The following is a 26,172-nucleotide window of genomic DNA, read 5'->3' as shown; positions in this document are numbered from 1 at the left end:
AAGAGAGACGAAATATATGGGGAAGGGGGCCTTTTGGCCCCCTTTTTCGTTATGAAAACTTAATCAAGTCAGGCAAAAAGGAAGTCGGAAATAATCCTTGGAGGGGAACTATAATGGAATACATGATCATGCCGCTTAAGCGGTATTTCGACTTCTCTGGCCGTTCGCGCCGGATGGAATACTGGATGTTCTTCCTGTTCACGATGATCGTTTTCGGCGTGCTGGGAACGGTAATGATTGCCGGTCTTGGAGCCGACGAGACCGGCCTGTTCTCGGGTGCCGCTGGTCTGCTTTTCATGATTGTCGCAGCTGCCCTGTTCATCCCGAGCCTTGCCGTGCAGGTCCGCCGTTTCCATGACCAAGACAAAAGCGGCTGGATGGTTCTCCTCGCTTTCGTGCCGTTCGTTGGCGGCCTGATCGTGCTCATCTTCATGCTGCTCGAAGGTACGCATGGTCCGAATTCCTACGGCCCCGATCCGAAGGGCCGCGATAGCACCGACATCGGCGACTACGGCTCGGAGACCAGCGGCGTCTCCTATCGTTGATGCCTGACAGGGCCTGCTGCCTGCCGAGGCAGGCGGCAGTTGTCCCAGGCTTCGGCAGACACTAACGGGAAGGGAGGCTGGAAGGCCTCCCTTTTTCATGTCCAGGGTGCGCGTTCATGCTCGAATATCTCGTCCTTCCCATCAAACGCCTGACCGATTTCCGTGGTCGTTCGCGGCGCCGCGAATACTGGGTCTTCACGCTGGCCCTGCTGGTGCTGTGGATCGGCATGGCGACTGTGGCCAATCTCCTGTTTCCCCTCGCCGAGGGCGCGGAGGGCAGCAGCCTTTTCGACGCGCTTCCTCCCATGAGTGAGAGCGCAAACGATTTGCTTCTCTATGTTGGCGGGCCGCTGTTCGTCTTTCTCGGGTGGGTCCATCTCGCGCTCGCCATCCGGCGACTGCACGATCTCGGCAAGTCGGGATGGTGGTATCTCATCATCCTCATTCCCTACATCGGGACCATTTGGGCAATCATCTGGTATGTGCAGGACGGGCAACCTTACGAAAACCGTTTCGGGCCTGACCCAAAGGGCCGCGAGGATGTGCCTGGCGAACTCAAGCTCAAACGCCAGAGCGACGGCATCCCGCTGCCGGCGGCGCGGGTCAATCGGGACTAGAGCGCCCTCAGCGCCTGCGCAGGCTTGGCGCGCAGCAGGGGCAGCGAACCACCCACGGCAAAGGCCAGCACGACGGCGAGACCCAATCCCAGCACGGCGAGGACCTGTCCCCAGTCGGGCAGCCAGTCGAACTCGAAAAGCTGTGTTACCACCAACCACGCCGTGAGCGTGCCGAGGCCCAGAGCAACCAGCGCCAGTGCTCCGGCAAGGAAGGCGTATTCCGCCAATTGCATCGTCAGCACCTGCTTGCGGTCCGCGCCCAGTACGCGAAGGACGACCGTGTCATAGGTCCGCGAGGCGCGCGCGGCTGCGATAGCGCCCAGCAGGACGGCGAGCCCCGCCAGCACCGCGACACTCGCCGCGGCCAGAGTGGCAAGGCCGACCTGTTCGAGGATGGTGCGCGCCTGCTGCAACACGCCGCCGACCTCGATGACCGAGGTGGAGGGAAACTCGCGGACCAGCGATTGCAGCAGCGGTCCGGTGGGCGTGCCGTCCGACAATTCGATGGTGGCAGCAAGGTTGTGCGGCGTGTCGCGCAAGGCATTGGGGCTGAGCACGAATACGTAGTTGAAGCCCATGCTCTCCCAGTCGATGCGGCGCGTGTTGGCGATGCGCGTCTCGATTTCCGCACCCAGCACGCCGAAGACCAGCTTGTCGCCGATTTCGAGGCCCGCAGATTTGGCGAATTCCTCGTCGACCGAGACAAGCGGTTCTCCCTCGTACATCGGGCCCCACCATTCGCCGCCGGTGAGCGCATTTCCTTCGGGCACATCCTCGGAATAGGTCAGCCCGCGTTCGCCGCGCAGCGCCCATGCGCCGTCGGGAATTTCCTCGAGTGTGGAGGTGCGCGTGAGGTCGCCTTTGGGCCCGAAAGCCAGCACTGCGCCTCGTAGGGCCGCGACCGAGCGAACCTGCGCATCGGCATCGGTTTCTTCCACCAGCGTGCGGAAGTCGGCCTCGCGGTCGCGCGGCACGTCGAGCACGAAATAGTCGGGTGCCTGCTCGGGCACGCGGCTCTCGATGTTGCCGTCGATGCTGCTCTGGATGGCCGCGAGGAGCACGAAGGCAGCGAGGCCGAAGCCAAGCGCCGTCACCAGTGCGCTGGTGCTCGAACCGGGCCGGTGGATATTGGCCAATGCAGCGCGCGCGATGGGGCTTTGCGGGCGGGGTAGGGCTGCCGCTCCCTTGCGGATGAGCCAGCCGAGCAGTGCGAGCAGACCGAGCACGACTGCGGCTCCGGCAAGGAAGCCGCCAGCCAGCATGGGGCGTGTCGAGGTGAGCAGGGCCAGCGCGACGATGGCGGCAAGGCCCACGATGACAACCAGCACTGCCGACTTGTCGCGCGCGAGAGGGGCCACCCGAGCCCGCATCAGGGCCATGGCAGGGAAGTGGCGTGCTCGCATCAGCGGCGGGGCAGCGAAGACCAGCGCCACCAGCAGCCCGTAGCTTGCTGCGAGCAGCAACGCGCCGGGGTCGAAGACGAAACCCGCGTTGACCGGGAGCAGCCCATCGAGAGCGCTCGCGAGAATGGGCACGACGGCCACGCCGACCGCCAGTCCTGCGAGGCTCCCCACCGCAGAGGCAGCGAAAATCTGCAGAGCGTAGACGCGCGCGATGTCGCGGCTGTCGGCTCCCAAAACCTTCAACGTGGCGACCGATTGCCTCCGCGCATCGAGATAGGACGAGACGCCTCCGCCAATACCGATGCCTGCAATGACCAAGGCGGCGAGACCAACCAGCGTCAGGAATTCGCTCATGCGCTCGACGAAGCGATCGGTGCCCGGCGCTGCGCGGTCGGCTGTGTCGATGTCGAAGCCCGCATCGGGGAATTGCTCCATCAGGTCCACGGCGACCTGCTCGGGCGCGCGTTGCTCTGAGAGCGCGACACGCGTCTTGGACTGGTACATCGCGCCGGGTGCGAGCAGGCCTGCGCGCGCTGGCAGGTCCTCGGCCACGATGATGGTCGGGCCGAGCTGGAAGCCCTCGCCGAGGCGGTCTGGCTCGTCCTCGATGATGCCGCCGACGGTAAGGGTCTCGGTGCCGATGAGAAACGCGTTGCCCTCTGACACGCCAAGCCGGTCGGCCGCCCCGGGCGCTAGATAGGCCTCATTGCCCGTCGGCGCTCCCGCCTCGCGTCCGCCATCGAGCACCAGCGTGCCGTAGAGCGGGTATGCGGTGTCGACGGCCTTGAGTTCGACCGGCGCGGCAATGTCGTCCTTGCGCGCCATCGCCTGCAACCGTGTGCCTGACGATACTGTGCCAAGTTCTTCCAGTGCGCCGCGCTCCTCCTCGTTGAGACCACGCTGCCAAAGTTCGATTTGAACATCGCCGCCGAGGAAGGCCTGTCCGTTGGCCGCCAATTCGCGTTCGATAGCGGCGGTCAGCGAGCCGATGGCCGCCAATGCCGCCGTGCCGAGGAAGATGCACACCAGCAGCAGCCGCAACCCCTTGAACCGCGCGTTGAGGTCGCGGCGGGCGATTTTCCAGGCGGTGGCCCAGCTCATTTGGCGGTATCGCTCGCAATCCTGCCGTCGCCCAGCGTCAGCACCCGTTCGCAGTGGTCGGCAAGTTCGGGGTCGTGGGTGATGACGAGCAGTGTCGCACCGGTTTCCTCGCGGCGCCTGAACAGCAGTTCGACGATTTCGTGCCCCGTTGCCGCGTCGAGATTGCCGGTGGGTTCGTCAGCGAAGATGATGTCGGGACGGGCTGCAATCGCGCGGGCGATGGCAACGCGCTGTTGCTCGCCGCCTGAAAGCTGCTGCGGGTAGTGGTCGAGGCGGTGGCCAAGACCGACTGCCTCAAGCTCGGTGCGGGCGCGGTCCTGCGCATCACTTTCGCCTGCCAGTTCCATCGGCGTCGCGACGTTCTCCAAAGCAGTCATGGTGGGCAGGAGGTGGAAAGCCTGGAGCACGATACCGATGCGTCCGCGACGCGCGCGGGCGAGTTCGTCTTCGTTGAGCGCGGCAAAGTCCTGCCCCGCGACCTGCAAGGTCCCGCTGGTCGCGCGTTCGAGGCCCGAAAGCACCGCCATAAGCGAGCTCTTGCCCGAACCCGATGGGCCGAGCAGCGCCACGGTCTCGCCCGCCGCAATGGTGAGGTCGAGCCCTTTGAGGATTTCCACCGGTGCTTCGGAGGAGCCGAGGGTGAGGCGCAAATCGCGCGCGCAAATCGCATCTTGAGAAGTGGTCACGCGGCTGCGATGGCAGATGGCGAATGTCCACACAAGGAAGTCCGCCGATGCGTCTCATGAGTTTGTCGATGTCTGTAATCGCCCTCGCACTGGCGGGATGCGGGAGCGAGGCGGGGGAGGCGCTTGCTCCCGAGGCGGAAGAAACGGCTTCATCAGCGCCAGAAGATATCGCGGTCGAGGGTGAAGAGGTCCGTATCCTCGCTTTCGGGGACAGCCTGTTCGCGGGGTACAATCTCGCCGAGCACGAGGGCTATCCCGAGCGTTTGGAGCGGGCGCTACGGCAGGAAGGCCTGAACGCGCGCGTGATCGATGCGGGCGTGTCGGGCGATACCAGCGCGGCCGGTCGCCAGCGGCTCGCCTTCGTGCTCGACCAGCAGCAGGTGAAGCCCGACCTCGTCATGCTGGAGCTTGGCGGCAACGACATGTTGCGGGGGCTCAGTCCTTCCGACACACGCGCCAATTTCGAGGCGATGCTCGAGGAACTGCAGGGGCGCGACATTCCCGTCCTGCTGATGGGCATGCGCGCACCGCCCAATTACGGTCCCGAATACCAGCAGCGCTTCGACGCGCTTTATGGCGAGCTTGCTAGCGAATACGGGGCCGACCTCGTGCCGTTCTGGCTGGAGAGCATTTACGAGAAGCCAGCGCTGTTCCAGTCCGACCGTATCCACCCGACGGCTGAAGGCATTGACGCTCTGGTCGCCGATACGCTGGACGAGGTGCAGGCGGCCCTGCCCGAAAACTAAGCGCGCTCTACGGCCCCGCCCGAGACGCGCCAGATGGCCGCGTCATCGGCAATGCTGTCGAAGGGGCCGACTTCGGTTCCGGTCATCCAGACCTGCGCTCCGCTGGCGGCTAACTGGTCGAACAACGCCGCCCGGCGCACGGGGTCGAGATGGGCGGCCACTTCGTCGAGCAGCAAGACGCCTGCGCGGCCCTGCGCGGCCAGTGCGGCATGGGCGAGGGTGATGGCCACCAGCATGGCTTTCTGTTCGCCGGTTGAGCTTTGTGCAGCGGGCACGCGCTTGGCGGCGTGGACCACTTCCAGTTCGTCGCGATGCGGGCCGACGAGCGTGCGCTGCGCCGCACGGTCGCGCTGGCGGCCGTCGAACAATGCCTGCGACAGCGCTTCGGGCGTATCGGCGCCGCCGGGCGCATAGGTGAGGGCAGGCCGGGCGAACGGCTCGCTCGGCATATGTGCAATGCGCGCCATCAGCGTATCGACCAAACTGGCGCGCCCGGCAATCAGCCTGCCGCCATGCTCGACCATCTGCGTTTCGATGGCGTCGAGCCAGCCGCTTTCGGGCGGGCGGTCGTCGGAGAGCAGGCGGTTGCGTTCACGCAAGGCGGCTTCGTAGCGCGCGGCATGGGCGGCATGAGAGGGGTCGAGTGCCAGCGCCATGCGGTCGACGAAGCGGCGGCGGTCGGCGGCGGGGCCGGTGAAAAGACCGTCCATCGCCGGGGTCAGCCAGGTGAGCGCAATCCATTCGCCAAGCGCGGTGGCAGTGCTCTCAGCCCCGTTGATGCGGACCTTGCGGCGGCCGGGATGGCCGCTCTCGGAATAGGTGGCGAGGCGGACAGGCTCTTCCTCGCCTGCACCGAGGCTGGCACCGATGCCGAAGCCCTCGTCAGCGCCGTGCTGGACCATGTCGGCCAGCGCCGCGCGTCGCAGCCCGCGACCGGGAGAGAGGAGTGACAGTGCCTCGAGTACGTTCGTCTTGCCCGCCCCGTTCTCGCCCACGAGCAGGTTGAAACGCGAGGTCCCTCCCAGTTCGGTGGCCTCGTGGTTGCGGAAACGGGTGAGGGAAATGCGGTCCAGCATGGAGGCAAAAAGCGGTAGCGTGCGGGTGCGCGACTAGCCAGCCGAAATACCGTATCCAAAAGTTGGTGAAATTTCCCAACCTTTCGGATTGATGAACGTCGGTGGTGTCAGATGTTAAACTTCAATCCGCAGAATTCCGCCATTTTTCGAGTTTGGCACACCCGTTGCAATGCCGTTGGTGTCCGCTGGATGGTCCGGCGGAGTGACCAAGGTTCAAGGGAATTAGACACAATGTTCGCTTTCGACTTCGCCCACAACAAGGCCTTCGCTTCGGTTTTCGCTATCGGCGCTTCGGCCCTCCTGATGGCCATGGCCATCGTCCCCGCTTCGCCCGCCGGCCTCATCGCCTGACACGGCAGCGCAGCGCATATTACTCGCAAAGGAAAGGAAATATGTTCGACACCGACAAATATGGAGGAAAGGTCCTCGCAGCCGTTTTCTCGCTCGCCGTCTCGGCCGTCTTCTTCGCCACGGCCATCATCCCCGCATCGCCCAATGGAGTCCTCGCATGAGCCAGCTGAAGTTTCGTGAGAACGATCACGCCGTAAAGCCTGCCAAGGGCTTCCGTCTCGATCATTCGCGCGGCAAGCTGATGGGTGTGTGTTCGGGTATCAGCCGCTACACCGGTATCGACAGCACCTGGGTCCGCCTCGGCTTCGTGGTCGGCGCATTCCTGAGCTTCGGCACCGCGGCGCTCATCTACCTCGCAATCGGACTGATTGCGGACTGAGTTCGATCCTTCGAGCGGCCATCCCGGACATGAGGGTCCGGGATCGGGCGAGAAGGGTCGGACTTTCCTGTCGGCAGGCAATGCGCCCGCCGCACGTCACATGGCCGAGATACCGCCGTCGAGCTTGAGCTCCGCACCGGTCATGAACTTGCTCTCGTCACTGGCGAGATAAACCACCGCATTCGCGATATCGTCCGGTTCCCCAACCTTGCGCAGGGGGATTTGCCGGGCGAGCTTTTCCATCAGCACATCCTTGTCGAGATTATGCGACTTCGCCGTCCCGTCGAGGATGGGGGTGTCGACAAAGGTCGGATGCACCGAGTTGCAGCGGATATCCATGTTGTTCTTCGCACAATGGAGCGCGATGGATTTCGACAGCATCCACACCGCCGCCTTGCTCGAATTGTAGGCCGGCATGGTGTCGCTGGCGATGAGGCCGGCGATACTGGAGATGTTGATGATGGAGCCGGGCGCATGCTCGCGCATCAGCGGCAGGGCCTTCTGGCAGCCGTGGAAAATGGAATCGACATTGACCGCGAAGCAGCGCTTCCAGTCGTCGAAATCGCAGGTCTCGATATTTCCGGCGACGCCTATGCCCGCATTGTTCACCAGCACGTTCAGACCGCCCAGTTCGCGCTCGGCCGCATCGACAACCCGCTCCCAGGCATCGGGATCGGTTACATCGTGCTGGATGCCATGGGCATGGCCCGAGCCCACTTCCTCGACAATGCGCGCCGCGGTGGCTTCGGCCCCGTCGCCATTGATGTCGGTGCACAGGACGCGCGCGCCTTCTTCGGCGAGCCTGCGGGCATGGGCCGCGCCCAGGCCTTGGGCGGCGCCGGTAACCAGCGCCAGCTTCCCTTCGCAGCGACCCTTGCGCCTGCCTGTCATGCCTCTTCTCCCTCAATAATGGCTTGTCCCAGCAGGAGGAGCATACGCACGTCCACGCCGCAACCTTCATCGCGTTTTGTGTCGAGAAATTCCTGCAGTCCCGACAAGGGGATACGGTGGACGGTGATGTTCTCGCCCTCGACTCCGCCGCCTTCGCCGATCTTGGTGAGACCGCGCGCGCGTACAAGGGTGAAGGCCTCGCTCACCATGCCGGGGGAGGAATAGAAGCAGCCCATGTCCTCGAGCGTGTCGGCGCGGTAGCCGGTTTCCTCCTCCAGCTCGCGCCCCGCCGCGGCGAGGGGGTTTTCGTCCTCCGCCCCGTCATCGTCGCCGATGAGGCCGGCGGGCAGTTCGATGCAATTGCGGCCCAGCGGGACGCGGTACTGCTCGACCAGCAGGACGTGGTCGTCTTCGTCCACTGCGAGGATGACGGCCGCGCGGATGCCGCGGCTGCGCGAGACATATTCCCAGCGTCCGCGTTTTTTCGCCGTAACGAAACGGCCTTGCCACATCACTTCTTCGGGCGCGTCGTGGTCAGGAACGGCCATGGTCAGACCTCGATAAGCCGGTCGGGCAATTCGTTCTGGTCATCCGCATCGCGCGGGAAGTGCTCGGCCAGCACCTTGCCCACATCGCGCACGCCCGCCGCGAGACCTTCGGCGATGCGGCCACGGCTGACCTCGGCGAGCATGTCGACCATCGCCTCGCCCCAGATTTCTGCCGGGACACGGGTGGCAATCGCCTCGTCCGCGACGATTTCCGCGCGGTGTTCGCGCATCGAGAGATACAGCAGTACGCCCGTGCGTCCATGCGTGCGGCGCTCGGCCCCGACCTTGAAGTGGCGTATGGCCGCCTCATGCGCGCGCGCTTCCTTCACCGGCGACGGGATGACCCGGTAGCGGAGGACCGGATGCGAGAAGCATGCCCACGTCAGCGCGAATGCCAGCAGGCCCAGCAGGATGGTGACCGTGGCGAGGCCCCCGGTCGTCCAGTCGGTTCCCCAGCCGCCCGAAAGGCTGTCCCAAAACTCGAGGAAAGGCTCGGGGAATGCTGCAAACAGGCTCATCGCCGAGAATGCGAGCGCAGCTGCCCATACGAGAATAACGTCGGTGTAACCATCCGACCGGTCGGCCAAGACGGTGACGATTTCGCCGGATGTTTTCAGCTCCGCTTCCGCCACGGCTGCCGTGACGAGAGCGTGTTTCTCTTCGCTAAGGTAACCCATTACCAGCCGCCTCCCGCGCCGCCGCCGTTGAAGCCGCCGCCTCCGCCGCCGAAGCCGCCGAAACCGCCGCCTCCGCCACCGAAGCCGCCACCGCCCCAGCCGCCACCGCGACTGCCGCCGTCGATGCCGCGGGCAATGGCCTTGCCGGCCTCCCACAGGATGATGTCGCGCGCGGTGTCGCCCCAGGGGCCGCGCTTGTAGCGACGCCTGCGTCCGCCACCGCGCAGCATGGGCAGGATGAAGAAAAAGAAGATGAAGGCGAACCAGATAAGCCCGCCGATGGGGAAGCCGCCTTCGCTGCTGCGATTGCGCTCTGCCGCAGCCTCGGCCTCGGCGATGGCAGCCGCTTCTGCCGGATCCATGTCGAGCCGCTCGATCATCTGGTCGACCGCGCGGTCGATGCCGCCCGCAAAATCGCCCTCGCGAAAGGCGGGACGCAAGGTGTTGCGCACGATGCGCCCGGCCGAGATATCGGTCAGTGTGCCCTGGGCCCCGCGGGCGGTTGAAATCCACATCTGCCGGTCGTCGCGCGCGATATAAAGGAGCACGCCCTGTTCGGTCTCTTCACCCCCGATACCCCATGTTTCGGCCAGACCGCGCGAATAAGTCTGCGTGTCATAGCCACCTGTCGTTGCTTCGGTAGCGACGACAATGGCCCGCCCCGTCTCGCGGTTATAGCTGGTGAGCTTTTCCACGAGGCGCGCTTCTTCGGCAGGCGGAATAAGCTCCGCCGCGTCATAAACAGGGCCATCAGGGCGCGCGGGGTAATCCTGCGCCGAGGCTGGCGACACGAGGGCCGCCAGGATCAGCGCCAGCATGGTGATGAAGCGTTTCACGTGTGGTGAAACCTCTCTGGTCAGTTGGCTGCGCCGCTCGTGTCCATGTCACCGAAATCGACATCGGGCGCAGTTTCGGAGCCTGCTTCGGCCTGGAAGGTTTCCATCGGCTCTGCCCCATGGATGATGTTCGCGCCGATGGTGTCGGGGAAGGTGCGGATGGTGGTGTTATAATCGCGCACGGCCTCGTTATACTTGGTGCGCGCGTTGTCGATGCGGTTCTCGGTGCCTTCGAGCGCGACCATCAGGTCGGCGAAGCGCTGCTGGCTCTGCAGTTCGGGGTACTTCTCCACGACCACCATCAGGCGGCTCAAGGCGCTGCCGAGATTGCCCTGCGCCTGTTCGAACTGGCGGAACTTCTCCGCATCGCCGAGGTCGTCGGCGTTGAGCGTGGTCTGCGTCGCCGAAGCGCGTGCCTGGATGACCTGCGTGAGGATTTCCTCTTCCGAAGATGCCGCTGCGCGGACGGTCGACACGAGGTTGGGGATGAGGTCGGCGCGGCGCTGGTAGGCGCTCTGCACATTGGCCCATTCGGCCTTGGCGGCTTCTTCCTTGGTCGGGACCGAGTTGATGCCGCAGGCCGACAGCGCGAGCGCGAAGGCGCCGAGCAGGAAGGTGCGGATGGCGAAGATACGGTTCATGTCGGAAATTCCCCTTGAACGGCCAAACTGGCAAACTGTCTTATCGAGATAGCACGGCGGACACGGGTTTCAAGCGAAGCAGGCTTGAGAGCGCATAATTGTCATGCCACTAAAGCGACACGAACAACCGGGTCAGTGGAGGGACTAAGCGTGCTCAAGGATTTCAAGGCTTTCATCGCCAAGGGTAACGTCATGGATCTGGCGGTCGCCGTCATTATCGGCGCGGCCTTCGGGGCGATCGTCAAATCGCTGACCGACGAGATTATCATGCCCGTCATCGGCGCGATTTTCGGCGGGGTGGATTTCAGCCGCTATTTCATCCTGCTCGACACGCCTGAAGGCTATGACGGCCCGCTCGACGATTATGCCGCGCTGCAGGAAGCGGGGGCTGCGATGATCGGTTACGGCAGCTTCATGACCGCGGTGATCAATTTCGTGATCCTGGCCTTCATCATTTTCTTGCTGGTTCGCTACGCTAAGAAGGTGATGGAAGAGTTCGAGGAAAAGGAAGAGGCAGCACCCTCGGGTCCGACCGAGCTCGATATCCTCAAGGAAATCCGCGACGAACTGCGCGCCGCGCGTCCGGACTATGCGCCCGAAGAAGGGCCGATGGGGTGAAATGTCCCCTTGCGGTTTCGCGAGGGGATACACTTCACATTAAGCGATTGATCGCTATATGGGACCTGCCGGCGCGAGCCGGATATGGCGATAAATTGCGCCGTGTAATAGGTACAACGGACCCGGGGGCAGTACCCGGCGGCTCCACCATAACCCGCGGTAGATGCTGCGGTTTTTGACGGGGCCGAACCAGGATCGACGTGTGCTGAAAGACGGTGTTTTCGTCCGGGCTGAGTAACCCGTAAAACTGTTCACAACACACAAGTGCCAACGATAACGAAGCACTCGCTCTCGCAGCGTAATTTGACGGCCTAACGGCCTGAATTTACAAAGCTAAAGCGCGGTTGGACCCACCGGGCAACAGAAGCGGATTCCGGGGCTCCGGGGGTAGCTAGCAACAGAAACCCCCACCTTCGTCAGATCGAGAGAGCCAAGATCGCCAAGGCGCGACGGTCCTCGTCCCTAAAACGAAGGTCTAGGGTAGCTAGCAACAGAAACCCCCCACCTTTATTTCAGCTATGCTTCCTAGCGAATCTCAAGAACATGATGAAAATTGCGGCGGCAAGGGCCCCTGCAAGAAAGCGTATCGCAGAAGTTTCCGGCGCTTCGGCGATGAAGACTATCGCTAGGATGAGAATAATCGTGAGCAATAGGCACCCCCAGCCAGTGCTAGTTTCTGGGGTAAATGCAATTCCAATGCGATGAAAGAGCTTTTGAGAAGTCTTTGTCATCCCTGAGGAGAGTCGCCCGGGGCGCCCGCAGCCTTCGCCTCCTGCTCATACCTAATGGCATCCAGTATCTTCGCACCGCCGAGGAACACCGCGCCTGCGGTAGCCGCCATCAGGAGATAACCCGGCCATCCGGGATACTGGACGGTATAGTCCGCCCCGCGGGTCATCGCGCCAAGGGCGAGGGCGTAGATGATCAGATACGCTTCCCAGCGCGTCTTGATCACGAACAGCCTTTTCACCTTGGTCCACATGGGTGGCGCTATGCTCCTGTTTCTTAACCTCTACTCATGCAACGGGCGTGCCAGAGACACGTTCCTGCCGAGTCGCGTGGTTAACTTGGAGCCGAGTGTAAGAACGCCCGACGATGAGTCGAGGCGGTTAACTTTTGTGCACCCGTTTTAGGCGAGAGTGTCCAAGGATAGGACAGTCAGCAGAGCCTCGCGCGCTTCGATGACGCGATTGGCCAGAGAATCGCTGCCGAGGTCTTGCGGGTCGATGGTTTCGGGCCACATTTCGGCGACGACTGCCTCGATGCGGTCGGCCTTGGCCTCGTCGAGCATGAAGCGCTGGTCGACCGTGGCCGGGTCCGCCACGACGCGCAGCCGCAGGCAGGCGGGGCCGCCGCCATTGGCCATCGACTGCTTTACGTCGACGGGGATGACCTTGCGGATGGGGCCATTGCTGGCGAGCATGCTCTCGCAATAGGCCCAGACACTCGCGCTTTCCTGGCATTCGCTCGGCACAACCAGCGCCATTTCGCCGCTCGGCAGGGTGAGAAGCTGGGCGTTGAACAGATAGGTGCTGATGGCTTCTTCGAGGCTGACCGCGCTTTCGGGCACTTCGACCACTTCCAGCGCAGGGAAGGCCTCGCGGATGGCCTCGTAAGCGCCTTTCTGGTCGGCGAAGGCGCGTTCGTGCGTGAAGAGCACGCGCTCATTTGCCACGGAGACTACATCGTTGTGGAAGGCGCCCGCCTCGATAGCCTCGGGGTTCTGTTCGATGAAAACGCATTTGGCCGGGTCGAGCCCGTGGAGGCGCGCGATGGCGCGGCTGGCCTGTTCGTGCTGGCGCGCGGGGAACTTCCCGCCCTGCTTGCCCCAGACGAAAACCTCGACACCTGCCGAGCCATGGTCTTCGCAAAAGCGCATGTGATTGGCTGCGCCCTCGTCTCCGAAAGCGGGAAGGATGGCATCGTGGACGGTGAAGTGCTGCTCGTCGCCGAACGCCACGGCGAGCTGCGCCTGCGTGTCCTGCCACTCCTGCGCGCGGTGCGGCATGGTGACGAGATTGGCAGGAGTGAGGTGGCAACGCCCGTCTGCCGTGTCGGGCGCGGGGCTGACGGTAGCGGCATTGGCGGTCCACATGCTCGACGCCGACCATGCTGCGGCAAGCAGCTGACGCGGTGCGGTCTCGTCGATCGCGAGGCCGCGGATGAGGTCGCCATTGGGGCGGGGCAGCGGCAGGAGGAAACCCTGCGCAAGACCCAGCGCCATGTTCGAGCGCATCTTGGCGAGACCCTGCAAGGCTGCTGCGCGCGGATAGGAGGTGTCGCCCTTGTGGCTCGCACTGGCGATATTGCCGAGGCTGAGGCCGGCGTAATTGTGGCTCGGGCCGACGATGCCGTCGAAGTTGATTTCCTGAAGCATATTCATTCCGTTCGTATCGAGCGAAGTCGAGATACGGCAACCTCGCGCCTGGCCAACGTGTCTCGACTTCGCTCGACACGAACGGCGGGCATTTGTCTAGCGCGCAACGCTCCAGACCGTATCGCCGGGCTCGACACCCAGTGTCCGGGCGCAAATCTCGTCTATCGCGATGCCGCCACCTTCGACCATTTCGCGCATGCCATAGGCGGAGCGGAATGTGTCGAGGTGACCGCTTGCCACCAGCGCCCGTTCACCGATGTCGAGGTCGGTCGCGACGACATTGGCGGGGCGTGCATCGCGGATGCTCTTCACCTGGTCGGTACGTGCAGTCATGGTCGGGCCACCGTCGAAAATGTCGACATAGCCTTCGTAGGCGAAGCCCTCGTTTTCGAGCATGCGCATGGCCGCGCGGCCCGTGGGATGCGGCACGCCGATGACCTTGCGCGCTTCGTCGCTCAGCATTTCGACATAGACCGGGTGCTTGGGCATCAGGTCGGCGATGAACTGGTTGCCGTTGGTGGCGTTGAAATAGTCGGCCTCCTGGAAGGTCATGCCGAAGAAGCGGCCCGCAACACCGTCCCAGAACGGCGAGCCGCCGCGATCGTCGATGACGCCGCGCAGTTCGGCAAGGATGCGGTCGGCAAAGCGCGCGCGGTGCATCGCGATGAAGAGATAGCGGCTGCGTGCGAGGAGCAGGCCGAGCCCGCCTGCGCGCTCGCCCGGGTGGAGGAAGAGTCCGCCGACTTCGGACGAACCTTCAAGGTCGGTGACGAGGCTCAGAAGTTCGGCGCGCACGGTGCGGTCGAGTTCCTGGCTGTGCTGCGTCAGCGTGTTGAGGCGATAACTGTAGAACGGCCATTGCTGGCCGACCTGGCTGAACAGCTGGCACGTGCCGCGCACCTGCTTGGTCTCGGTGTTTTCCAGCACCAGCGTGAAGACGTCATCGCCCAACTCGTCCCCGGTGCGCGAGAAAGCCTCGTCGGCGCGTTCGAGCTTCTTGGTCAGCGCGGCCTTGTCGGCGGGCAGGTTGGTAAACCCGCCGCCGGTCAGCTTGGCCATTTCATAAAGGTGTTCGAGGTCGTCGATATGCGCGGCGCGCAGGCGGAAGCTCACAAATGGTCTCCGGTGGATAGCTTCGAGAGGACCAGCGCGCTCAGGGCGGCGCGTTCCCGCAGCGAAGGGACAATCATGAATTCGTCGGGTGAATGGATGGCGCCACCGCGCACGCCCATGGTGTCGACCACGGGCACGCCTGTGGCAGCGATGTTGTTGCCGTCGCATACGCCGCCAGTGCTTTTCCAGCCGATGTTCTGGCCGAGTTCGGCGCCGCATGCCTTGACGAGGTCGAACAGGCGCTGGGCCTTGTCATCGACGGGCTTGGGCGGACGGGTGACGCCGCCGTGGCGGTGGATACCGACTTCGTGCTCGGCCTCGATAAGGCGCAGGATGGCGTCGAGTTCGCCGTCGAAGCGGTTCATCGCGTCGGTCGACTTGGGGCGGATGTTGAAGCGCAGGATGGCGAGGTCGGGCACGACATTGTTGGCCGCGCCACCCTCGATCTTGGCAGGGTTCACCGTGATGTCCTCGGCCTCCAGCGCCTTGATGCGCAGGACGAGGTCGGAGGCAGCGACGATGGCATTGCGGCCCTCGTGCGGGTTGCGGCCCGCATGCGCGCTGCGCCCCGTTATGGTGATGGAATAATTGCCCGTTCCGCCGCGCGCATGGGCGAGCGTGCCATCGGGCAGGGCGCTGGGCTCATAAGTCAGCGCGGCGTATTTGCCGCGCGCCAGTTCCTCGATCAGGCCGCGGCTGGCGAGGCTGCCGGTTTCCTCGTCCGAATTTATCATCACGTCATAGCCGACGCGGTCCGAGCCTTCGATGGTCTCGAAAGTCTTGAGCGTGTGGAGGATGATGTTGAGACCGCCCTTCATGTCGGCGGTGCCGGGGCCGTTGATGGTCTCGTCGTCGAGCCACTTCACCTCCTGGAAGGGGTGGTCGACGGGGAAGACGGTGTCCATGTGTCCGGTCAGAACGAAGCGACGCTCTGCCTCCGGACGGACACGCAGGACCATGTGCTGGCCATGCGGTTTCTCGAATTCGCGGCCCTCGGCCGAAATCGCGGTAACCTTGGCCGGGTCGACCAGCTCGACATCGCCGGGCAGCGCCGAGAAGGCATCGGCGAGCACGCCTGCCATCTTTGCCAGCCCCTCGATATTCGCCGTGCCGGTGTTGATGGCGGCCCAGTCCTGCACCTCGCGCAGCATCGTGTCCGCGTCGATGGCGTCTAGGAGGGCCTCTGCATTCGTATCCGGTTTCATCGGTAACGTCCTTAGCCGTGCGCGCAATCAAGTCCACCCCACCGCTTGCAATCGTCAACCGCTCTCGCCATAGCGTAGGCACTCCTCCCCGGGTCCACATCGTGAAGTGTATAGACACCGCAGAGGAGTTCCATGAGCAATTACGTGACGCGCGCCGGTATCGAGGTCGACCGGGAGCTTGCCACATTCGTCGAGAGCGACGTCCTGCCCCCGCTGGGCAAGGATGCGGATGCCTTCTGGCAGGGCTTTGCCGCGCTGCTGGGCGATTTCGCACCGCGCAATGCTGCGCTGCTGCAAAAGCGCGAGGATTTGCAGGCGAAAATCGACGCATGGCATAATGAGCGCAAGGGCCAGCCGCATGACGCGGACGCCTATCGCGCGTTCCTGGAAGACATCGGATACCTCGTCCCCGAGCCGGGCGAGTTCACCATCAGAACCGAGAACGTCGACCCCGAAATTGCCACCATGGCAGGCCCGCAGCTGGTCGTGCCTATCCTCAATGCGCGCTTCCTGCTGAATGCGGCGAATGCGCGCTGGGGCAGCCTCTACGACGCTTTCTACGGCACCGATGCGCTCGATGCCCCGCCTGCAAGGCCGGGCGGATATGACGAGGAACGCGGCTTGGCGGTGATCGCCGAAGCAAAGCGCTTCATGGACGAGGCTGTCCCGCTGGCAGACGGTAAGAAATGGGCCGACCTCACGAATGTGAAGGAGGACGGCATCCCGCTTGCCAATCCCGCGCAGTGTGTCGGGTGCAACGACAAGACATGCCTCTTCGAGAATAACGGGCTCCATATCGAGGTGGTCTTCGATTCCGATCATCCGGTCGGCAGGACGGACCCGGCGAACATCGCCGACATCAATCTCGAGGCAGCACTGACCACCATCGCCGATTGCGAGGATTCGGTCGCCGCGGTCGATGCAGAGGACAAGCTCACCGCCTACCGCAACTGGCTCGGGATCATTCGTGGCGATCTGTCGGAGAGCTTCGACAAGGGCGGGAAGACGGTGACGCGGGCCCTGGCCGAAGACCGGCGCTACTCGGCTCCCGACGGCACCGAATTCTCTCTCCCCGGCCGCAGCCTGATGTTCGTGCGCAATGTCGGCCACCTGATGACCAATCCGGCGATGCGCTGGGATGGAAAGGAAATTCCCGAGGGCATTCTCGATGCCGTGATGACCAGCGCGATTTCAGCGCAGGATGTCGCTGGGCTGGGCAAGTATGGCAACAGCAAGATGGGCAGCATCTACATCGTGAAGCCCAAGATGCACGGGCCGGAGGAATGCGCCTTCACCAACGACCTCTTCGATGCGGTCGAGGATTTGCTGGGCCTGCCGCGCCATACCATCAAGGTCGGCGTGATGGACGAGGAGCGCCGCACCTCAGCAAACCTTGCCGCCTGTATCCACGCGGTGAAGGACCGCATCGTCTTCATCAACACCGGCTTCCTCGACCGCACCGGCGACGAGATCCATACCTCGATGCAGGCCGGTCCGATGAAGCGCAAGGGCGAGATGAAGGGCAGCGCATGGCTGAAAGCTTACGAGGCGCGCAATGTCGGCATCGGCCTCGCGCATGGCCTCTCGGGGCGCGCGCAAATCGGCAAGGGCATGTGGGCCGCGCCCGATTTGATGGGCCAGATGATGCTGGAGAAAATCGGGCATCTTCGCGCCGGGGCCAACACCGCATGGGTGCCGAGCCCGACGGCGGCGACGCTCCACGCCATCCACTATCACCGCGAGGACGTCTTCGAGATCCAGAAGGGTCTGGGCGATGCGGCGAAGCTCGACGAATTGCTCACGATCCCGCTTGCCGAGGGCACGAACTGGTCCGAGGACGAAATCCGCGAGGAACTCGACAACAACTGCCAGGGCCTGCTCGGCTATGTGGTGCGCTGGGTCGACCAGGGCGTGGGCTGTTCCAAGGTCCCCGACATCAACGACGTCGGCCTGATGGAGGACCGCGCAACGCTGCGTATCTCCAGCCAGCATATCGCCAACTGGCTGCTCCACGGGGTCATCTCCGAGGCCCAAGTGCTCGATTCGCTCAGCCGAATGGCGGCCAAGGTGGACGGGCAGAACGCTGGTGACCCCTTGTATGAGCCGCTGCTCGAGAATCCTGACGGTGCGGCGTTTAGCGCGGCCAAGGACCTGATTTTCAAGGGCGTCGAGCAGCCCAGCGGCTATACCGAGCCGCTGCTGCACCAGTGGCGCCTGGCGAAGAAGGCAAGATGCTGAACGCGCCATCAAGCATATGGTAAAGCTTTGCGGCTAGGACCGGCTTTCAATACCAATTGAAAGGTCGCCCGGCTTGTCCGCCGAAGTTCACCAGCAACGCCGAGAAGAACGCGTCGACTTGCACGTGCGCGCGAGTGTGCACTCGCAGCCGGGCGCAGGTGTCGTGCGCCTGTGCAATATGTCGCCCATCGGTGCGCTGATCGAAGGCGAGACGCTGCCGCTGGTCGGCTACGAGGTCGAACTGCGGCGCGGCGCGCTATCCGTACCGGGCAAGATCGTCTGGCGCAGCGGCGAGCAGGCGGGCGTGTCCTTCAGCCAGCGCACCGTGGTCGAGGACTGGTTCCCCGATGCCGAGGCGCAGCAATCGGTCGACAACGCCTTCAAGCGCATCATGGAAGAGATGCGCGAGCGCGGTCCGGTGCGCGAAAGCAATGCGCCGCTGCACAACAGCTATATCACCGCCGACGACATGCACCGCGTAGCAGGATCGCTCGACGATCTGGCCGATAACCTTGCCGACGACCCGGAACTGGTGATGCGCCTGTCGGAAGAACTGCAGACGCTCGACATTGCCGCCCAATTGCTGCGCAAGCTCGCGCAGCAAGAGCGCGCGCGGCTAGGTTAGGCCCAGACCCTAGCTGAGCGCGCGGGCCAGCGCGACAAAATCGGACACTTCCAGCGTTTCGGCGCGGCGTTGCGGGTCGATGCCGATGCCTTCCAGCGCCTCGACCGCGCCGGGCATGCCTTTGAGGCTCTGGCGGAGCATCTTGCGGCGCTGGCCGAAAGCGGCTTCGGTCACGCGTTCGAGGACCTTGGCCGACACGCCTTCCGGCATGGCGGCCGGTTCCACATGGACGATGGCGCTCATGACCTTGGGCGGCGGCGTGAAGGCGCTGCGGTGGACCTTCATTGCCAGCTTCGCTGCGCCGCGCCATTGGGCAAGGACTGCCAAGCGTCCGTAGGCGGACACGCCCGGCTTGGCGACGATGCGCTGGGCGACTTCCTGCTGGAACATCAGCGTGAGCGAGGTCCAGAGCGGCGGCCATTCCTCCCCACCCATCCATCGCGTGAACAGCGCGGTGCCGACATTATAGGGCAGGTTGGAGAGGATGGCGTATGGTTCGCTGCCCATGATTTCGTCATGGTCGAGCTTGAGCGCATCACCCTGGATGACTTCGAGCTTGCCGGGGAAAGCCTCGCCCAGTTCTGCAAGCGCGGGAAGGCAGCGCTGGTCCATTTCGATGGCGGTGACCTGCGCGCCCGCACGCAAGAGAGCACGGGTCAGACCGCCTGGGCCGGGGCCGATTTCAAGCACGCGGCGGCCTTCGAGACTGCCGGGCAGCGCCGCGATGCGGTCGAGCAATTGTTCGTCGAAAAGGAAGTTCTGGCCCAGCGCCTTGCTGGCCGACAGGCCATGGCGGGCGATAACTTCTCTGAGGGGGGGAAGGGTGCTCATCACATCCCTCTATCCGTTCGGTTCGAGCGAAGTCGAGAACCGTTTGCGCCAGCGTGTCTCGACTTCGCTCGACACGAACGGGAAATCAATTCGCCTGACGCCGCGCCGCCATCTCTCCGGCCATGCGCAAAGCGGCAATCATCGCGCCAGCATCGGCCTTGCCCTTGCCCGCGATGTCGAAGGCGGTGCCGTGGTCGGGACTGGTGCGGACAATCGGCAGGCCGAGCGTGACATTGACGCCCTCGTCGAAATCGAGCGCTTTCAGCGGAATGAGCGCCTGATCGTGATACATCGCCAGCGCGACGTCGTATTTCTTGCGCGCGCGCGGCGTGAACAGCGCATCGCCCGGATGCGGGCCGGTGATGTCGAGACCCTCGGCTTCGAGCTGGTCGACCGCAGGGGTGATGACCCGCTGTTCCTCGTCGCCAAAGCGTCCGTTCTCGCCCGCATGCGGGTTGAGGCCGCACACAGCGATGCGGGGCTTCTCAATGCCGAAGTCGCGCTTGAGGGCCTCGTTCACGATGCGCGCGCGGTGGAGGATGAGGTCCTTGGTTAGCCTGCCCGACACCTCCTCCAGCGCGCAATGCACGGTCAGCGGCACGGCGCGCAGCGATGGGCCGGCAAGCATCATCACCGCGTCCTCGCGCTCTTTCCCGCAGGCATCGGCAAGGAATTCGGTCTGGCCCGGCTGGGTGAAGCCGACCATCGCAAGGTCGGTCTTCGAAATGGGCGCGGTGACCAGCGCGGCAGCCTCGCCCAGCGCCGTGCGTCCCGCGCCGTCGACCAGCGAATGCAAGGCAAGGTGCGCGCCCGATTGGTCGGGCTGGCCGGGCGTATAAGCCGCATCATCGCTTCCGAGCACGGGGATGGCGGTCCTGAAGACCTCCATCGCCTGCTCAGGCGCAGCAATGCGTTCGATCTCGACGTGCAATCCGCGCGCCTTGGCGGCCTCGGCGAGCACCTGCGCGCCCCCCACCACGAAGAATGCAGGCAGCTTTTCGACAGCCCGGTCTACCCAGGCCTGAGTGATGATTTCGGGCCCAATACCCGCCGGATCGCCCAGCGATACGGCGAGGGGGCGTGCCAATGGGCGGGAGAGCGCGCTCAATTGTATTCGATGTAGGCGTCGTTGCGCAGGTCGCGCAGGTAGCGCTGGGCTGCCTTGGCGATGCGCTCGTCTTCGATCTGCGCCATGACTTCGTCGAAGCTCGGGCCTCCGGCCGCTTCCGGATCGTCGCGGCCGCACAGCATCAGCACGCGCACGCCTTCCTCGACACCGCCGAAGGGCGGTGTGGCTTCGCCGACCTGCAGGTTGAGCATGACGTTCTGCAGCTGCTCGGGCAGGGCACGAGCGCGGATCGAATCGTTATTCACCACGCTTGCATCGAGCGAGGCAGCAATCTCGTCGGCGCTGCCACAGCCGCGCATGCCCTTCACACCTTCGATGAAGGTCTGGAGCTTGGCCTGGTTGGCTTCCTGCGACGCCGAAGGATCGAAGGTGATCTGGATCTGCTTTAGGCTGAGCATGGCATCGCGTGGGTCGGCCATCAGCACCTGGCGCTTGTCGCGCAGGTAAACGATCCAGTAGCCGCCCGGAATCTTGATCGGACCGACGAGCTGGCCGGCGGTCATTCCCGAAACCACCGTTTCAAGCTGCGCGTCCTTCAGTTGCGGAAGGTGGATCCAGCCAAGGTCACCGCCGACGGCTGCCGTCGATGCTTCGGAGAACTGGCGGGCATAGGCGACGAAGCTGCCGCCCTGCTGGAGCTGCTCGACAATCTTCTTTGCGTTGGCTTCGACCGCGGCCTGGTTTTCCTGGTTGGCCGAGAGATAGATCTCCCAGATCCAGTATTCATCCGTGCCCTTCGATTCGTTCAACCGGCGCATCACTTCGTTGACCTCTTCGGCAGAGACATTGACGAAGTAGGCAACCTTCTGGCGCAGCAGGCGCTGCCAGGCGAGTTCGCCGCGAATCTGGCGCTTGAGCGAGGCTTCGGACGAACCGATCGAGGCAAGCTGGGTTTTCATGTCTTCGGGCAGCTGGCCGTTCTGCGCCGCAACGCGGGCGTAGGTCTGGTTCACCTCGGCATCGGAGATGACGATTTCTTCGGCTTCGGCAGCCTGGATCTGCAGCGTCTCGTCGATGAGGTTGCGCAGGACCTGGGCGCGCACGCGCTGCATTTCCTTGGGAGAAATCTCGCGCTCGTTTGCATTGACCAACAGGGCCACGCGCTGGTCGAGGTCGGTGCCGGTGATGACATAGCCGTTAACGACCGCCGTCGCGCGCCGCACGTTGGAATCGGGATTCGCCAGCATGGTCGGCTGTTCAGGCAGGCCGAGCGGGTTCGCTTCGACCGGAGCCCCCTGCGCATGAAGGGCAGGAGCAGAAGCCGTAAGGCCGATGGCAGCGGTCAGGCCGAGCAGTTTCGATGCGATATGTGCGTTCACGCGTATAAATTCCCTTGCGGCGCTGATCGCGCCCGGATGAGCCCGGCTGTGCCTTATCGTGGCTTAACCGTAGCTGATTGCGGCGCGGCGGATAGCGCGTTTGTCCCGCGCTGCCAACACGCCCCCCTCAACGAAAGCCCAGATTCTTCAGGCTGAAATAAAGCTGGAAGGTATCCCCCCTGCGCGCATCGCCCGCCGAAACGTAGTCGCGGCGCCATGTCGCGCCCAGTTCGAGGCAATCGTCTTGGTAAGCAACACCGAGGCGGGTGCGGATCGGCTGGAAGCCGTCGCTCGACAGGGTCGGGTCTTCCTCGCGATCGGTCAGGTTGAAGACGCCCGAACCGAAGACCGACCAGTAATTGGCGAAGGCCACACGAACGGCGGCACGCAATTCCTCGCGGTCCTGCAGGTCCTCCACCGTATCGATATTGCGGTTGAGCCGCAGGTATCCGACCTCGGCATAGGTGCGGCTGGTGCCGATTGTCGCATCGAATTCGTTGCGGCGGATGGCAAGATTGTCCTTGTCCAGCCGGTAGCGGTGCGCGAGCTTGACGAAATCGCGGTAGCGCACCTCTGTACGGCCGACGAAGTCGCTCACCTTTTCCGAAAGACCGGTCCCGTCGGGCAAGATGTCGCGGTCGCTGTCGAGCCGGTAAGACTGGCCGAGTGTGGTGAACAGCTCCAGCCCCGGACGGCGCAGCTTCCAGTCGAAGCCATAGGTCACGCGCGCGCCGTCTTCGATCCGGTCGTAGCCGGGGAAGCGGTTGAGCGCGAAGAGGTTGGAATCCTCGAGGTCGATGGCGCGCGCATCCTCGTTGGGAATGGCGAGGTTCTTGATTTCGGGCGTCACCACGAATTGTACGCGCGGGGTGAAAACCTGTTCGCCGCCGAACAATTCGCCGACGAAGGGCCATTCGACATCGACCGCGCCCAGCGCCACGCCGCGCGTTTCCCAGCCCTCGTTTCCGCGATAGGACGGTGTCGGGTTCAGCAAATTGCCGTCAGAATGGTAGACATCCCCGCGCACCAGGCCGGTCAGGGTAAAGACCTGCCCCATGCCCGTAATGCGCTTCTTGCTCCACTCGGCCTTGGCGAAGGCGCGTTCGGTTTCCTGCCCCAGCTTGCGGATGATAGCGAGGCTGTTGAGCTGCAATTCAAGCTGTCCGCCCGCCAGCGGGTCGGTCAGCCTCTTGCGGTAATCCAGCACGGGCAGGGCGATGGGGACGCGCTCCTGCTCCTGGTTGAGGCGCAAGGTCTGGGTGGCCCAGCCGGCCAGCGAGAAATAGCTGTCGGCATCGATGCGTTCGAGATTTATGGTCGAGCGCAACCGGTCGTCGCGGCTGATGTCGTAGCGGCGGAGGAAGGTCTTGTCGCTTGCGAGACGAACGGAACCGGTAAGACTCCAGTTGGGGTCGAACTGGAACCTGCCATTGGCGAAAACGTAACCGCGCGGATCGGCTTCGGTCGCATTGGTCAGCCCGGTGAAGTCGGAAATGCGGCGGCTGTGCGTGGCGTAACCGGTGATCTGGTATGCGCCCTTGTCGGTCAGTTGCCGCCACTGGGCCGAGACCATCGGCGTGGTTTTGGAAAACAGGTAGGCCGAAAGGGTGAGATCCTTGTTGTCGGCCATGCGCAGGTAATAGCTGCCCGAGACCTCGACCCCGTTGCTTTCCGATATACGGATGTCGGGGACGAGGAAGCCCGACACGCCGCCATCATCGGTGCGCACCGAAAGGCCGGGCATCGGGATGAGCCGCGCGCCGAACAGTTCAAGGTATGCGCCCTTGAACTTCACCTTGGCTTCGAACGGGTCGTAGGTCACGCGATCGGCGGTGATGCGCCAGCTCGGGTCCTTGTCGCAGCCGTCGGGCGTGGTCACGGCGCAGGCGCTGTAGGCGGCCTCTTCGAGCAGGATGGTGCCGTCGCTCTCGCGCACGCCCTTGTTAGCCGCAAGCCGGCCACCGGCGCGCAGGGCGAGGAGCAAATCCTCCATCGCGCCCGCCTCGAATTCGTCGGTCAGCTCGACCTGCTCGGTGTAGAGCTGGTTGCCGTTCTCGTCGACGAAGCGGACATTGCCGCTGGCAAGGATGACCCCGGTGCGCTGGCTCCAGCTGACCGAATCGGCGCGCAGCGAGCGGTCGCCGGACTGCAGGATGACATTGCCTTCCGCCGTGGTGACGTCGGCATCGGAATCGTAGCTCAGGACATCGGCGGCAAAGGAAATCTGGCGCTCACCCGCCTCGTTATACTCGGGCACGACGGGCGGCAAATCGCCCTCGGCCGCGATGACGACGGGGTCCCGAATACCCTCGGGCGGCGCTGGCAAGTCGCTCGGATCCTCGCCTTCTGGCTGCTCGACGGTGCCTGCTCCGGTCGCAGCGCCATCCTGCGCCATAACGGGCGCTCCGGCCACCAGGGCAAGGGCCGCGCTCGCGGTCCCCAACAGGTGCACGGCATCATGTGAGGTGTTTGCGCGGGCCCGGTGCATGGCTTGCCTATCGCACCGGCCACGCCTAATCGCAATCGCGTTCATCCGGGCTGCCCACGATTTGGGCTTGGGCCCGTCAATTGAGAATTCGGGAGAATCCATGAAAATCCAGTTCAGCCAGTCCCGTCCGCAAGGCGCGCGCCTCATTGCGCATGTGGTCGACAAGGGCAAGCTTCCTTCCGCCACCAACGCCGCCATGCGCGCCGGGGCAGAAGCCGCACGCTTCAAGGGCAATGCCGGCCAGACCTTCGACGGTTTCGTGGAAGACGGCGGCGAAGTGGCCCGTCTCGCGATTGCAGGCGCTGGCGACCGCAACGATGAAGCGCGCCTTGCGAACCTCGAAAAGGCTGGCGCTGCGCTGACCGGCAAGTTCCAGTCGACCGGCGACAAGGACATGGTGCTCGACCTTACGGAGAGCGGCCTGTCGGCACAGGAGGCGGCGCATGTCCTCCTCGGCCTGCGCCTGCGCAACTGGCGTTATGATATCTATCGCACCAAGCTGAAGGACGAACAGAAGGTCACGCTCGAAAGCGTCACCGTCGTCGGCGCGCCCGAGGGTATCGAAGCTGCATGGGCCGATACCGAGGCGCTGGCAGAGGGTGTGGAATTCACCCGCGAACTCGTCACCGAGCCTGCCAACATCATCTATCCCGAAAGCTTCGTCGAGCGCTGCAAGGAGCGTTTCGAGGGTACGGGTGCGGAACTCATCGTGCTCGACGAGGATGAGATGACCAAGCTCGGCATGGGCTCTCTGCTCGGCGTCGGACAGGGTTCCTCGCGTGAATCGCGCATCCTCGCCATCCGCTGGAATGGCGGCGGCAGCGAAGCCCCGACAGCCTTCGTCGGCAAGGGCGTGACCTTCGACACCGGCGGCATCTCGATCAAGCCCGGACCCGGCATGGAAGACATGAAGTGGGACATGGGCGGCGCAGGTGCGGTTGCGGGCGGCATGCTCGCGCTGGTGAAGCGCAAGGCCAAGGCCAACGTGGTCGGCGTGATGGGCCTCGTCGAGAACATGCCCGACGGCAATGCCCAGCGCCCCGGCGACGTGGTGACTTCGATGAGCGGACAGACCATCGAAATCCTCAACACCGATGCCGAAGGCCGCCTCGTGCTGGCCGATGCGTTGCACTGGACCCAGCAGGAATTCCAGCCCAGCCGCGTGGTCGATTTCGCCACGCTTACCGGCGCGATCATCATCTCGCTCGGCAATGAATATGCAGGTCTGTTCTCGAATAACGACCAGCTTTCGAAGGACCTTGCCGACGCTGGCGAGGCCGTGGGCGACAAGGTCTGGCGCATGCCGCTGGGCAAGGCCTACGACAAGCTGATCGACAGCCCCATTGCCGACATGAAGAACATCGGCGGCAAGGGCGCAGGCTCGATAACGGCGGCCCAGTTCCTCCAGCGCTTCATCGCCGACGATACGCCCTGGGCGCATATCGACATCGCCGGCATGGCGTGGTCGGACAAGCCCGGCCGCACCTGGGGCAAGGGCGCGACAGGTTACGGCGTGCGTCTCATCGACCGTCTCGTTTCCGACACGGCGGAAGGCTGAGGCGACAGCAGCACCATGGCGAAGATGAGGCGCAAGGCGGACCTTCCGACGAAGGTCTGCGCGACGTGCGGCCTCAGCTTCGCCTGGCGCAAGAAATGGGCGCGCGACTGGGACAATGTGCGCTATTGCTCGGAGCGGTGCAGGCGGAATAAGTCCGGTGAGCAGAGCGAGTAG

At 63.9% G+C, this 26,172-nt stretch carries 27 protein-coding genes and 1 other RNA gene; 12 read left to right on the top strand and 16 right to left on the bottom strand.

Annotated elements, in window-relative coordinates:
* The first annotated feature begins 113 nt into the window (after positions 1–113).
* Together K3152_RS06450 and K3152_RS06445 are read left to right on the top strand one after the other, a co-directional pair.
* A complete protein-coding gene (locus tag K3152_RS06450; RefSeq protein WP_221573297.1) occupies positions 114–545 on the top strand; it encodes a DUF805 domain-containing protein in 432 nt (143 codons plus the stop codon).
* Between the two features lie 116 nt (positions 546–661).
* Positions 662–1,162: a DUF805 domain-containing protein gene (locus tag K3152_RS06445; RefSeq protein WP_221573296.1), complete on the top strand. Its 501-nt coding sequence runs from the start codon at positions 662–664 to the stop codon at positions 1,160–1,162.
* Here K3152_RS06445 and K3152_RS06440 read toward each other — a convergent pair.
* Positions 1,159–3,666, bottom strand: coding sequence for an ABC transporter permease (locus K3152_RS06440; protein WP_221573295.1), 2,508 nt, complete (start codon positions 3,664–3,666; stop codon positions 1,159–1,161). The two genes, K3152_RS06445 and K3152_RS06440, sit on opposite strands and share 4 nt — an antisense overlap.
* Positions 3,663–4,352, bottom strand: coding sequence for an ABC transporter ATP-binding protein (locus K3152_RS06435; protein ID WP_221573294.1), 690 nt, complete (start codon positions 4,350–4,352; stop codon positions 3,663–3,665). Before K3152_RS06435 ends, K3152_RS06440 begins: the two co-directional genes overlap by 4 nt.
* 68 nt (positions 4,353–4,420) lie before the next feature.
* On the opposite strand from K3152_RS06435, the gene K3152_RS06430 reads away from it, so the two are divergent.
* A complete protein-coding gene (locus K3152_RS06430) occupies positions 4,421–5,098 on the top strand; it encodes an arylesterase (protein WP_221573293.1) in 678 nt (225 codons plus the stop codon).
* Here the strand turns inward: K3152_RS06430 and recF are convergent.
* Positions 5,095–6,174 (bottom strand): DNA replication/repair protein RecF, encoded by a 1,080-nt coding sequence (gene recF / locus K3152_RS06425; RefSeq protein ID WP_221573292.1) that lies wholly within the window; start codon positions 6,172–6,174, stop codon positions 5,095–5,097. The two genes, K3152_RS06430 and recF, sit on opposite strands and share 4 nt — an antisense overlap.
* A gap of 231 nt (positions 6,175–6,405) precedes the next feature.
* On the opposite strand from recF, the gene K3152_RS06420 reads away from it, so the two are divergent.
* The 3 genes from K3152_RS06420 to K3152_RS06410 are packed head-to-tail and all read left to right on the top strand — an operon-like array spanning position 6,406 to position 6,904.
* A complete protein-coding gene (locus K3152_RS06420; RefSeq protein WP_221573291.1) occupies positions 6,406–6,525 on the top strand; it encodes a recombination protein F in 120 nt (39 codons plus the stop codon).
* A 41-nt stretch (positions 6,526–6,566) separates the two neighbouring features.
* Positions 6,567–6,686, top strand: a complete 120-nt coding sequence (locus K3152_RS06415) for a recombination protein F (RefSeq protein WP_221573290.1) — start codon at positions 6,567–6,569, stop codon at positions 6,684–6,686.
* Entirely contained in the window at positions 6,683–6,904 is a 222-nt protein-coding gene (locus tag K3152_RS06410; protein WP_221573289.1) for a PspC domain-containing protein, read from the top strand. Before K3152_RS06415 ends, K3152_RS06410 begins: the two co-directional genes overlap by 4 nt.
* 96 nt (positions 6,905–7,000) lie before the next feature.
* Here the strand turns inward: K3152_RS06410 and K3152_RS06405 are convergent, their stop codons facing one another.
* The 5 genes from K3152_RS06405 to K3152_RS06385 are packed head-to-tail and all read right to left on the bottom strand — an operon-like array spanning position 7,001 to position 10,497.
* Entirely contained in the window at positions 7,001–7,795 is a 795-nt protein-coding gene (locus K3152_RS06405) for an SDR family oxidoreductase (protein WP_221573288.1), read from the bottom strand.
* Positions 7,792–8,343 (bottom strand): NUDIX hydrolase, encoded by a 552-nt coding sequence (locus K3152_RS06400; protein WP_221573287.1) that lies wholly within the window; start codon positions 8,341–8,343, stop codon positions 7,792–7,794. Before K3152_RS06400 ends, K3152_RS06405 begins: the two co-directional genes overlap by 4 nt.
* Positions 8,344–8,345: 2 nt before the next feature.
* Positions 8,346–9,020: a TPM domain-containing protein gene (locus K3152_RS06395; protein ID WP_221573286.1), complete on the bottom strand. Its 675-nt coding sequence runs from the start codon at positions 9,018–9,020 to the stop codon at positions 8,346–8,348.
* Positions 9,020–9,856 (bottom strand): TPM domain-containing protein, encoded by an 837-nt coding sequence (locus K3152_RS06390; RefSeq protein ID WP_345719771.1) that lies wholly within the window; start codon positions 9,854–9,856, stop codon positions 9,020–9,022. Before K3152_RS06390 ends, K3152_RS06395 begins: the two co-directional genes overlap by 1 nt.
* A gap of 20 nt (positions 9,857–9,876) precedes the next feature.
* Positions 9,877–10,497, bottom strand: a complete 621-nt coding sequence (locus K3152_RS06385) for a LemA family protein (protein ID WP_221573285.1) — start codon at positions 10,495–10,497, stop codon at positions 9,877–9,879.
* A gap of 150 nt (positions 10,498–10,647) precedes the next feature.
* Between K3152_RS06385 and mscL the strand changes: the two genes are divergently transcribed.
* Positions 10,648–11,115, top strand: coding sequence for a large conductance mechanosensitive channel protein MscL (gene mscL, locus K3152_RS06380; RefSeq protein WP_221573284.1), 468 nt, complete (start codon positions 10,648–10,650; stop codon positions 11,113–11,115).
* 29 nt (positions 11,116–11,144) lie between these two features.
* Positions 11,145–11,490: a transfer-messenger RNA gene (ssrA, locus tag K3152_RS06375) on the top strand.
* Between the two features lie 352 nt (positions 11,491–11,842).
* On the opposite strand, the gene K3152_RS06370 is transcribed toward ssrA, so the two are convergent.
* The 4 genes from K3152_RS06370 to K3152_RS06355 form a co-directional block, all read right to left on the bottom strand.
* Positions 11,843–12,097 (bottom strand): hypothetical protein, encoded by a 255-nt coding sequence (locus K3152_RS06370; RefSeq protein WP_221573283.1) that lies wholly within the window; start codon positions 12,095–12,097, stop codon positions 11,843–11,845.
* A 147-nt stretch (positions 12,098–12,244) separates the two neighbouring features.
* Complete coding sequence (locus tag K3152_RS06365) at positions 12,245–13,492, bottom strand: N-succinylarginine dihydrolase (protein WP_221573282.1); 1,248 nt, start codon at positions 13,490–13,492, stop codon at positions 12,245–12,247.
* Positions 13,493–13,588: 96 nt separating this feature from the next.
* Positions 13,589–14,605, bottom strand: coding sequence for an arginine N-succinyltransferase (locus tag K3152_RS06360; protein ID WP_221573281.1), 1,017 nt, complete (start codon positions 14,603–14,605; stop codon positions 13,589–13,591).
* Entirely contained in the window at positions 14,602–15,810 is a 1,209-nt protein-coding gene (locus K3152_RS06355; RefSeq protein ID WP_221573280.1) for a hydrolase, read from the bottom strand. The genes K3152_RS06360 and K3152_RS06355 overlap by 4 nt, the downstream gene beginning before the upstream one ends.
* Before the next feature lie 132 nt (positions 15,811–15,942).
* Here K3152_RS06355 and K3152_RS06350 point away from each other — a divergent pair, with 132 nt between their 5' ends.
* Complete coding sequence (locus K3152_RS06350; RefSeq protein WP_221573279.1) at positions 15,943–18,048, top strand: malate synthase G; 2,106 nt, start codon at positions 15,943–15,945, stop codon at positions 18,046–18,048.
* Positions 18,049–18,121: 73 nt separating this feature from the next.
* A complete protein-coding gene (locus tag K3152_RS06345) occupies positions 18,122–18,673 on the top strand; it encodes a PilZ domain-containing protein (protein ID WP_221573278.1) in 552 nt (183 codons plus the stop codon).
* A gap of 9 nt (positions 18,674–18,682) precedes the next feature.
* Here the strand turns inward: K3152_RS06345 and rsmA are convergent, their stop codons facing one another.
* The 4 genes from rsmA to K3152_RS06325 all read right to left on the bottom strand — a co-directional run bounded on the left by rsmA (position 18,683) and on the right by K3152_RS06325 (position 24,347).
* Positions 18,683–19,504: a 16S rRNA (adenine(1518)-N(6)/adenine(1519)-N(6))-dimethyltransferase RsmA gene (gene rsmA, locus K3152_RS06340; RefSeq protein WP_221573277.1), complete on the bottom strand. Its 822-nt coding sequence runs from the start codon at positions 19,502–19,504 to the stop codon at positions 18,683–18,685.
* 85 nt (positions 19,505–19,589) lie between these two features.
* Entirely contained in the window at positions 19,590–20,612 is a 1,023-nt protein-coding gene (pdxA, locus tag K3152_RS06335) for a 4-hydroxythreonine-4-phosphate dehydrogenase PdxA (RefSeq protein ID WP_221573276.1), read from the bottom strand.
* Entirely contained in the window at positions 20,609–21,952 is a 1,344-nt protein-coding gene (locus tag K3152_RS06330) for a peptidylprolyl isomerase (RefSeq protein WP_221573275.1), read from the bottom strand. The genes pdxA and K3152_RS06330 overlap by 4 nt, the downstream gene beginning before the upstream one ends.
* Before the next feature lie 127 nt (positions 21,953–22,079).
* Positions 22,080–24,347 carry an LPS-assembly protein LptD gene (locus K3152_RS06325; RefSeq protein WP_221573274.1) on the bottom strand — a complete coding sequence of 756 codons (2,268 nt, stop codon included), beginning with the start codon at positions 24,345–24,347 and terminating at the stop codon, positions 22,080–22,082.
* 193 nt (positions 24,348–24,540) lie between these two features.
* Between K3152_RS06325 and K3152_RS06320 the strand changes: the two genes are divergently transcribed.
* Both K3152_RS06320 and K3152_RS06315 read left to right on the top strand, forming a co-directional pair.
* A complete protein-coding gene (locus tag K3152_RS06320) occupies positions 24,541–25,998 on the top strand; it encodes a leucyl aminopeptidase (RefSeq protein ID WP_221573273.1) in 1,458 nt (485 codons plus the stop codon).
* 15 nt (positions 25,999–26,013) lie between these two features.
* A complete protein-coding gene (locus K3152_RS06315; RefSeq protein WP_221573272.1) occupies positions 26,014–26,172 on the top strand; it encodes a DUF2256 domain-containing protein in 159 nt (52 codons plus the stop codon).

This window comes from Qipengyuania polymorpha (genome assembly GCF_019711435.1).
In the GTDB taxonomy this organism is placed as follows: Bacteria; Pseudomonadota; Alphaproteobacteria; order Sphingomonadales; family Sphingomonadaceae; genus Qipengyuania; species Qipengyuania polymorpha.
This window is presented reverse-complemented; position numbering and strand designations above follow the sequence as displayed.

Coding starts and splice junctions, on each gene's coding strand:
- K3152_RS06410 (WP_221573289.1), top strand. CDS start 6,683: ATGAGCCAGCTGAAGTTTCGTGAGAACGATCACGCCGTAAAGCCTGCC.
- K3152_RS06395 (WP_221573286.1), bottom strand. CDS start 9,020: ATGGGTTACCTTAGCGAAGAGAAACACGCTCTCGTCACGGCAGCCGTG.
- K3152_RS06325 (WP_221573274.1), bottom strand. CDS start 24,347: ATGGCGCAGGATGGCGCTGCGACCGGAGCAGGCACCGTCGAGCAGCCA.
- K3152_RS06405 (WP_221573288.1), bottom strand. CDS start 7,795: ATGACAGGCAGGCGCAAGGGTCGCTGCGAAGGGAAGCTGGCGCTGGTT.
- K3152_RS06320 (WP_221573273.1), top strand. CDS start 24,541: ATGAAAATCCAGTTCAGCCAGTCCCGTCCGCAAGGCGCGCGCCTCATT.
- K3152_RS06350 (WP_221573279.1), top strand. CDS start 15,943: ATGAGCAATTACGTGACGCGCGCCGGTATCGAGGTCGACCGGGAGCTT.
- K3152_RS06415 (WP_221573290.1), top strand. CDS start 6,567: ATGTTCGACACCGACAAATATGGAGGAAAGGTCCTCGCAGCCGTTTTC.
- K3152_RS06370 (WP_221573283.1), bottom strand. CDS start 12,097: ATGTGGACCAAGGTGAAAAGGCTGTTCGTGATCAAGACGCGCTGGGAA.
- K3152_RS06365 (WP_221573282.1), bottom strand. CDS start 13,492: ATGCTTCAGGAAATCAACTTCGACGGCATCGTCGGCCCGAGCCACAAT.
- K3152_RS06430 (WP_221573293.1), top strand. CDS start 4,421: ATGTCTGTAATCGCCCTCGCACTGGCGGGATGCGGGAGCGAGGCGGGG.
- K3152_RS06445 (WP_221573296.1), top strand. CDS start 662: ATGCTCGAATATCTCGTCCTTCCCATCAAACGCCTGACCGATTTCCGT.
- K3152_RS06440 (WP_221573295.1), bottom strand. CDS start 3,666: ATGAGCTGGGCCACCGCCTGGAAAATCGCCCGCCGCGACCTCAACGCG.
- K3152_RS06355 (WP_221573280.1), bottom strand. CDS start 15,810: ATGAAACCGGATACGAATGCAGAGGCCCTCCTAGACGCCATCGACGCG.
- rsmA (WP_221573277.1), bottom strand. CDS start 19,504: ATGAGCACCCTTCCCCCCCTCAGAGAAGTTATCGCCCGCCATGGCCTG.
- K3152_RS06400 (WP_221573287.1), bottom strand. CDS start 8,343: ATGGCCGTTCCTGACCACGACGCGCCCGAAGAAGTGATGTGGCAAGGC.
- K3152_RS06450 (WP_221573297.1), top strand. CDS start 114: ATGGAATACATGATCATGCCGCTTAAGCGGTATTTCGACTTCTCTGGC.
- K3152_RS06315 (WP_221573272.1), top strand. CDS start 26,014: ATGGCGAAGATGAGGCGCAAGGCGGACCTTCCGACGAAGGTCTGCGCG.
- K3152_RS06385 (WP_221573285.1), bottom strand. CDS start 10,497: ATGAACCGTATCTTCGCCATCCGCACCTTCCTGCTCGGCGCCTTCGCG.
- K3152_RS06420 (WP_221573291.1), top strand. CDS start 6,406: ATGTTCGCTTTCGACTTCGCCCACAACAAGGCCTTCGCTTCGGTTTTC.
- recF (WP_221573292.1), bottom strand. CDS start 6,174: ATGCTGGACCGCATTTCCCTCACCCGTTTCCGCAACCACGAGGCCACC.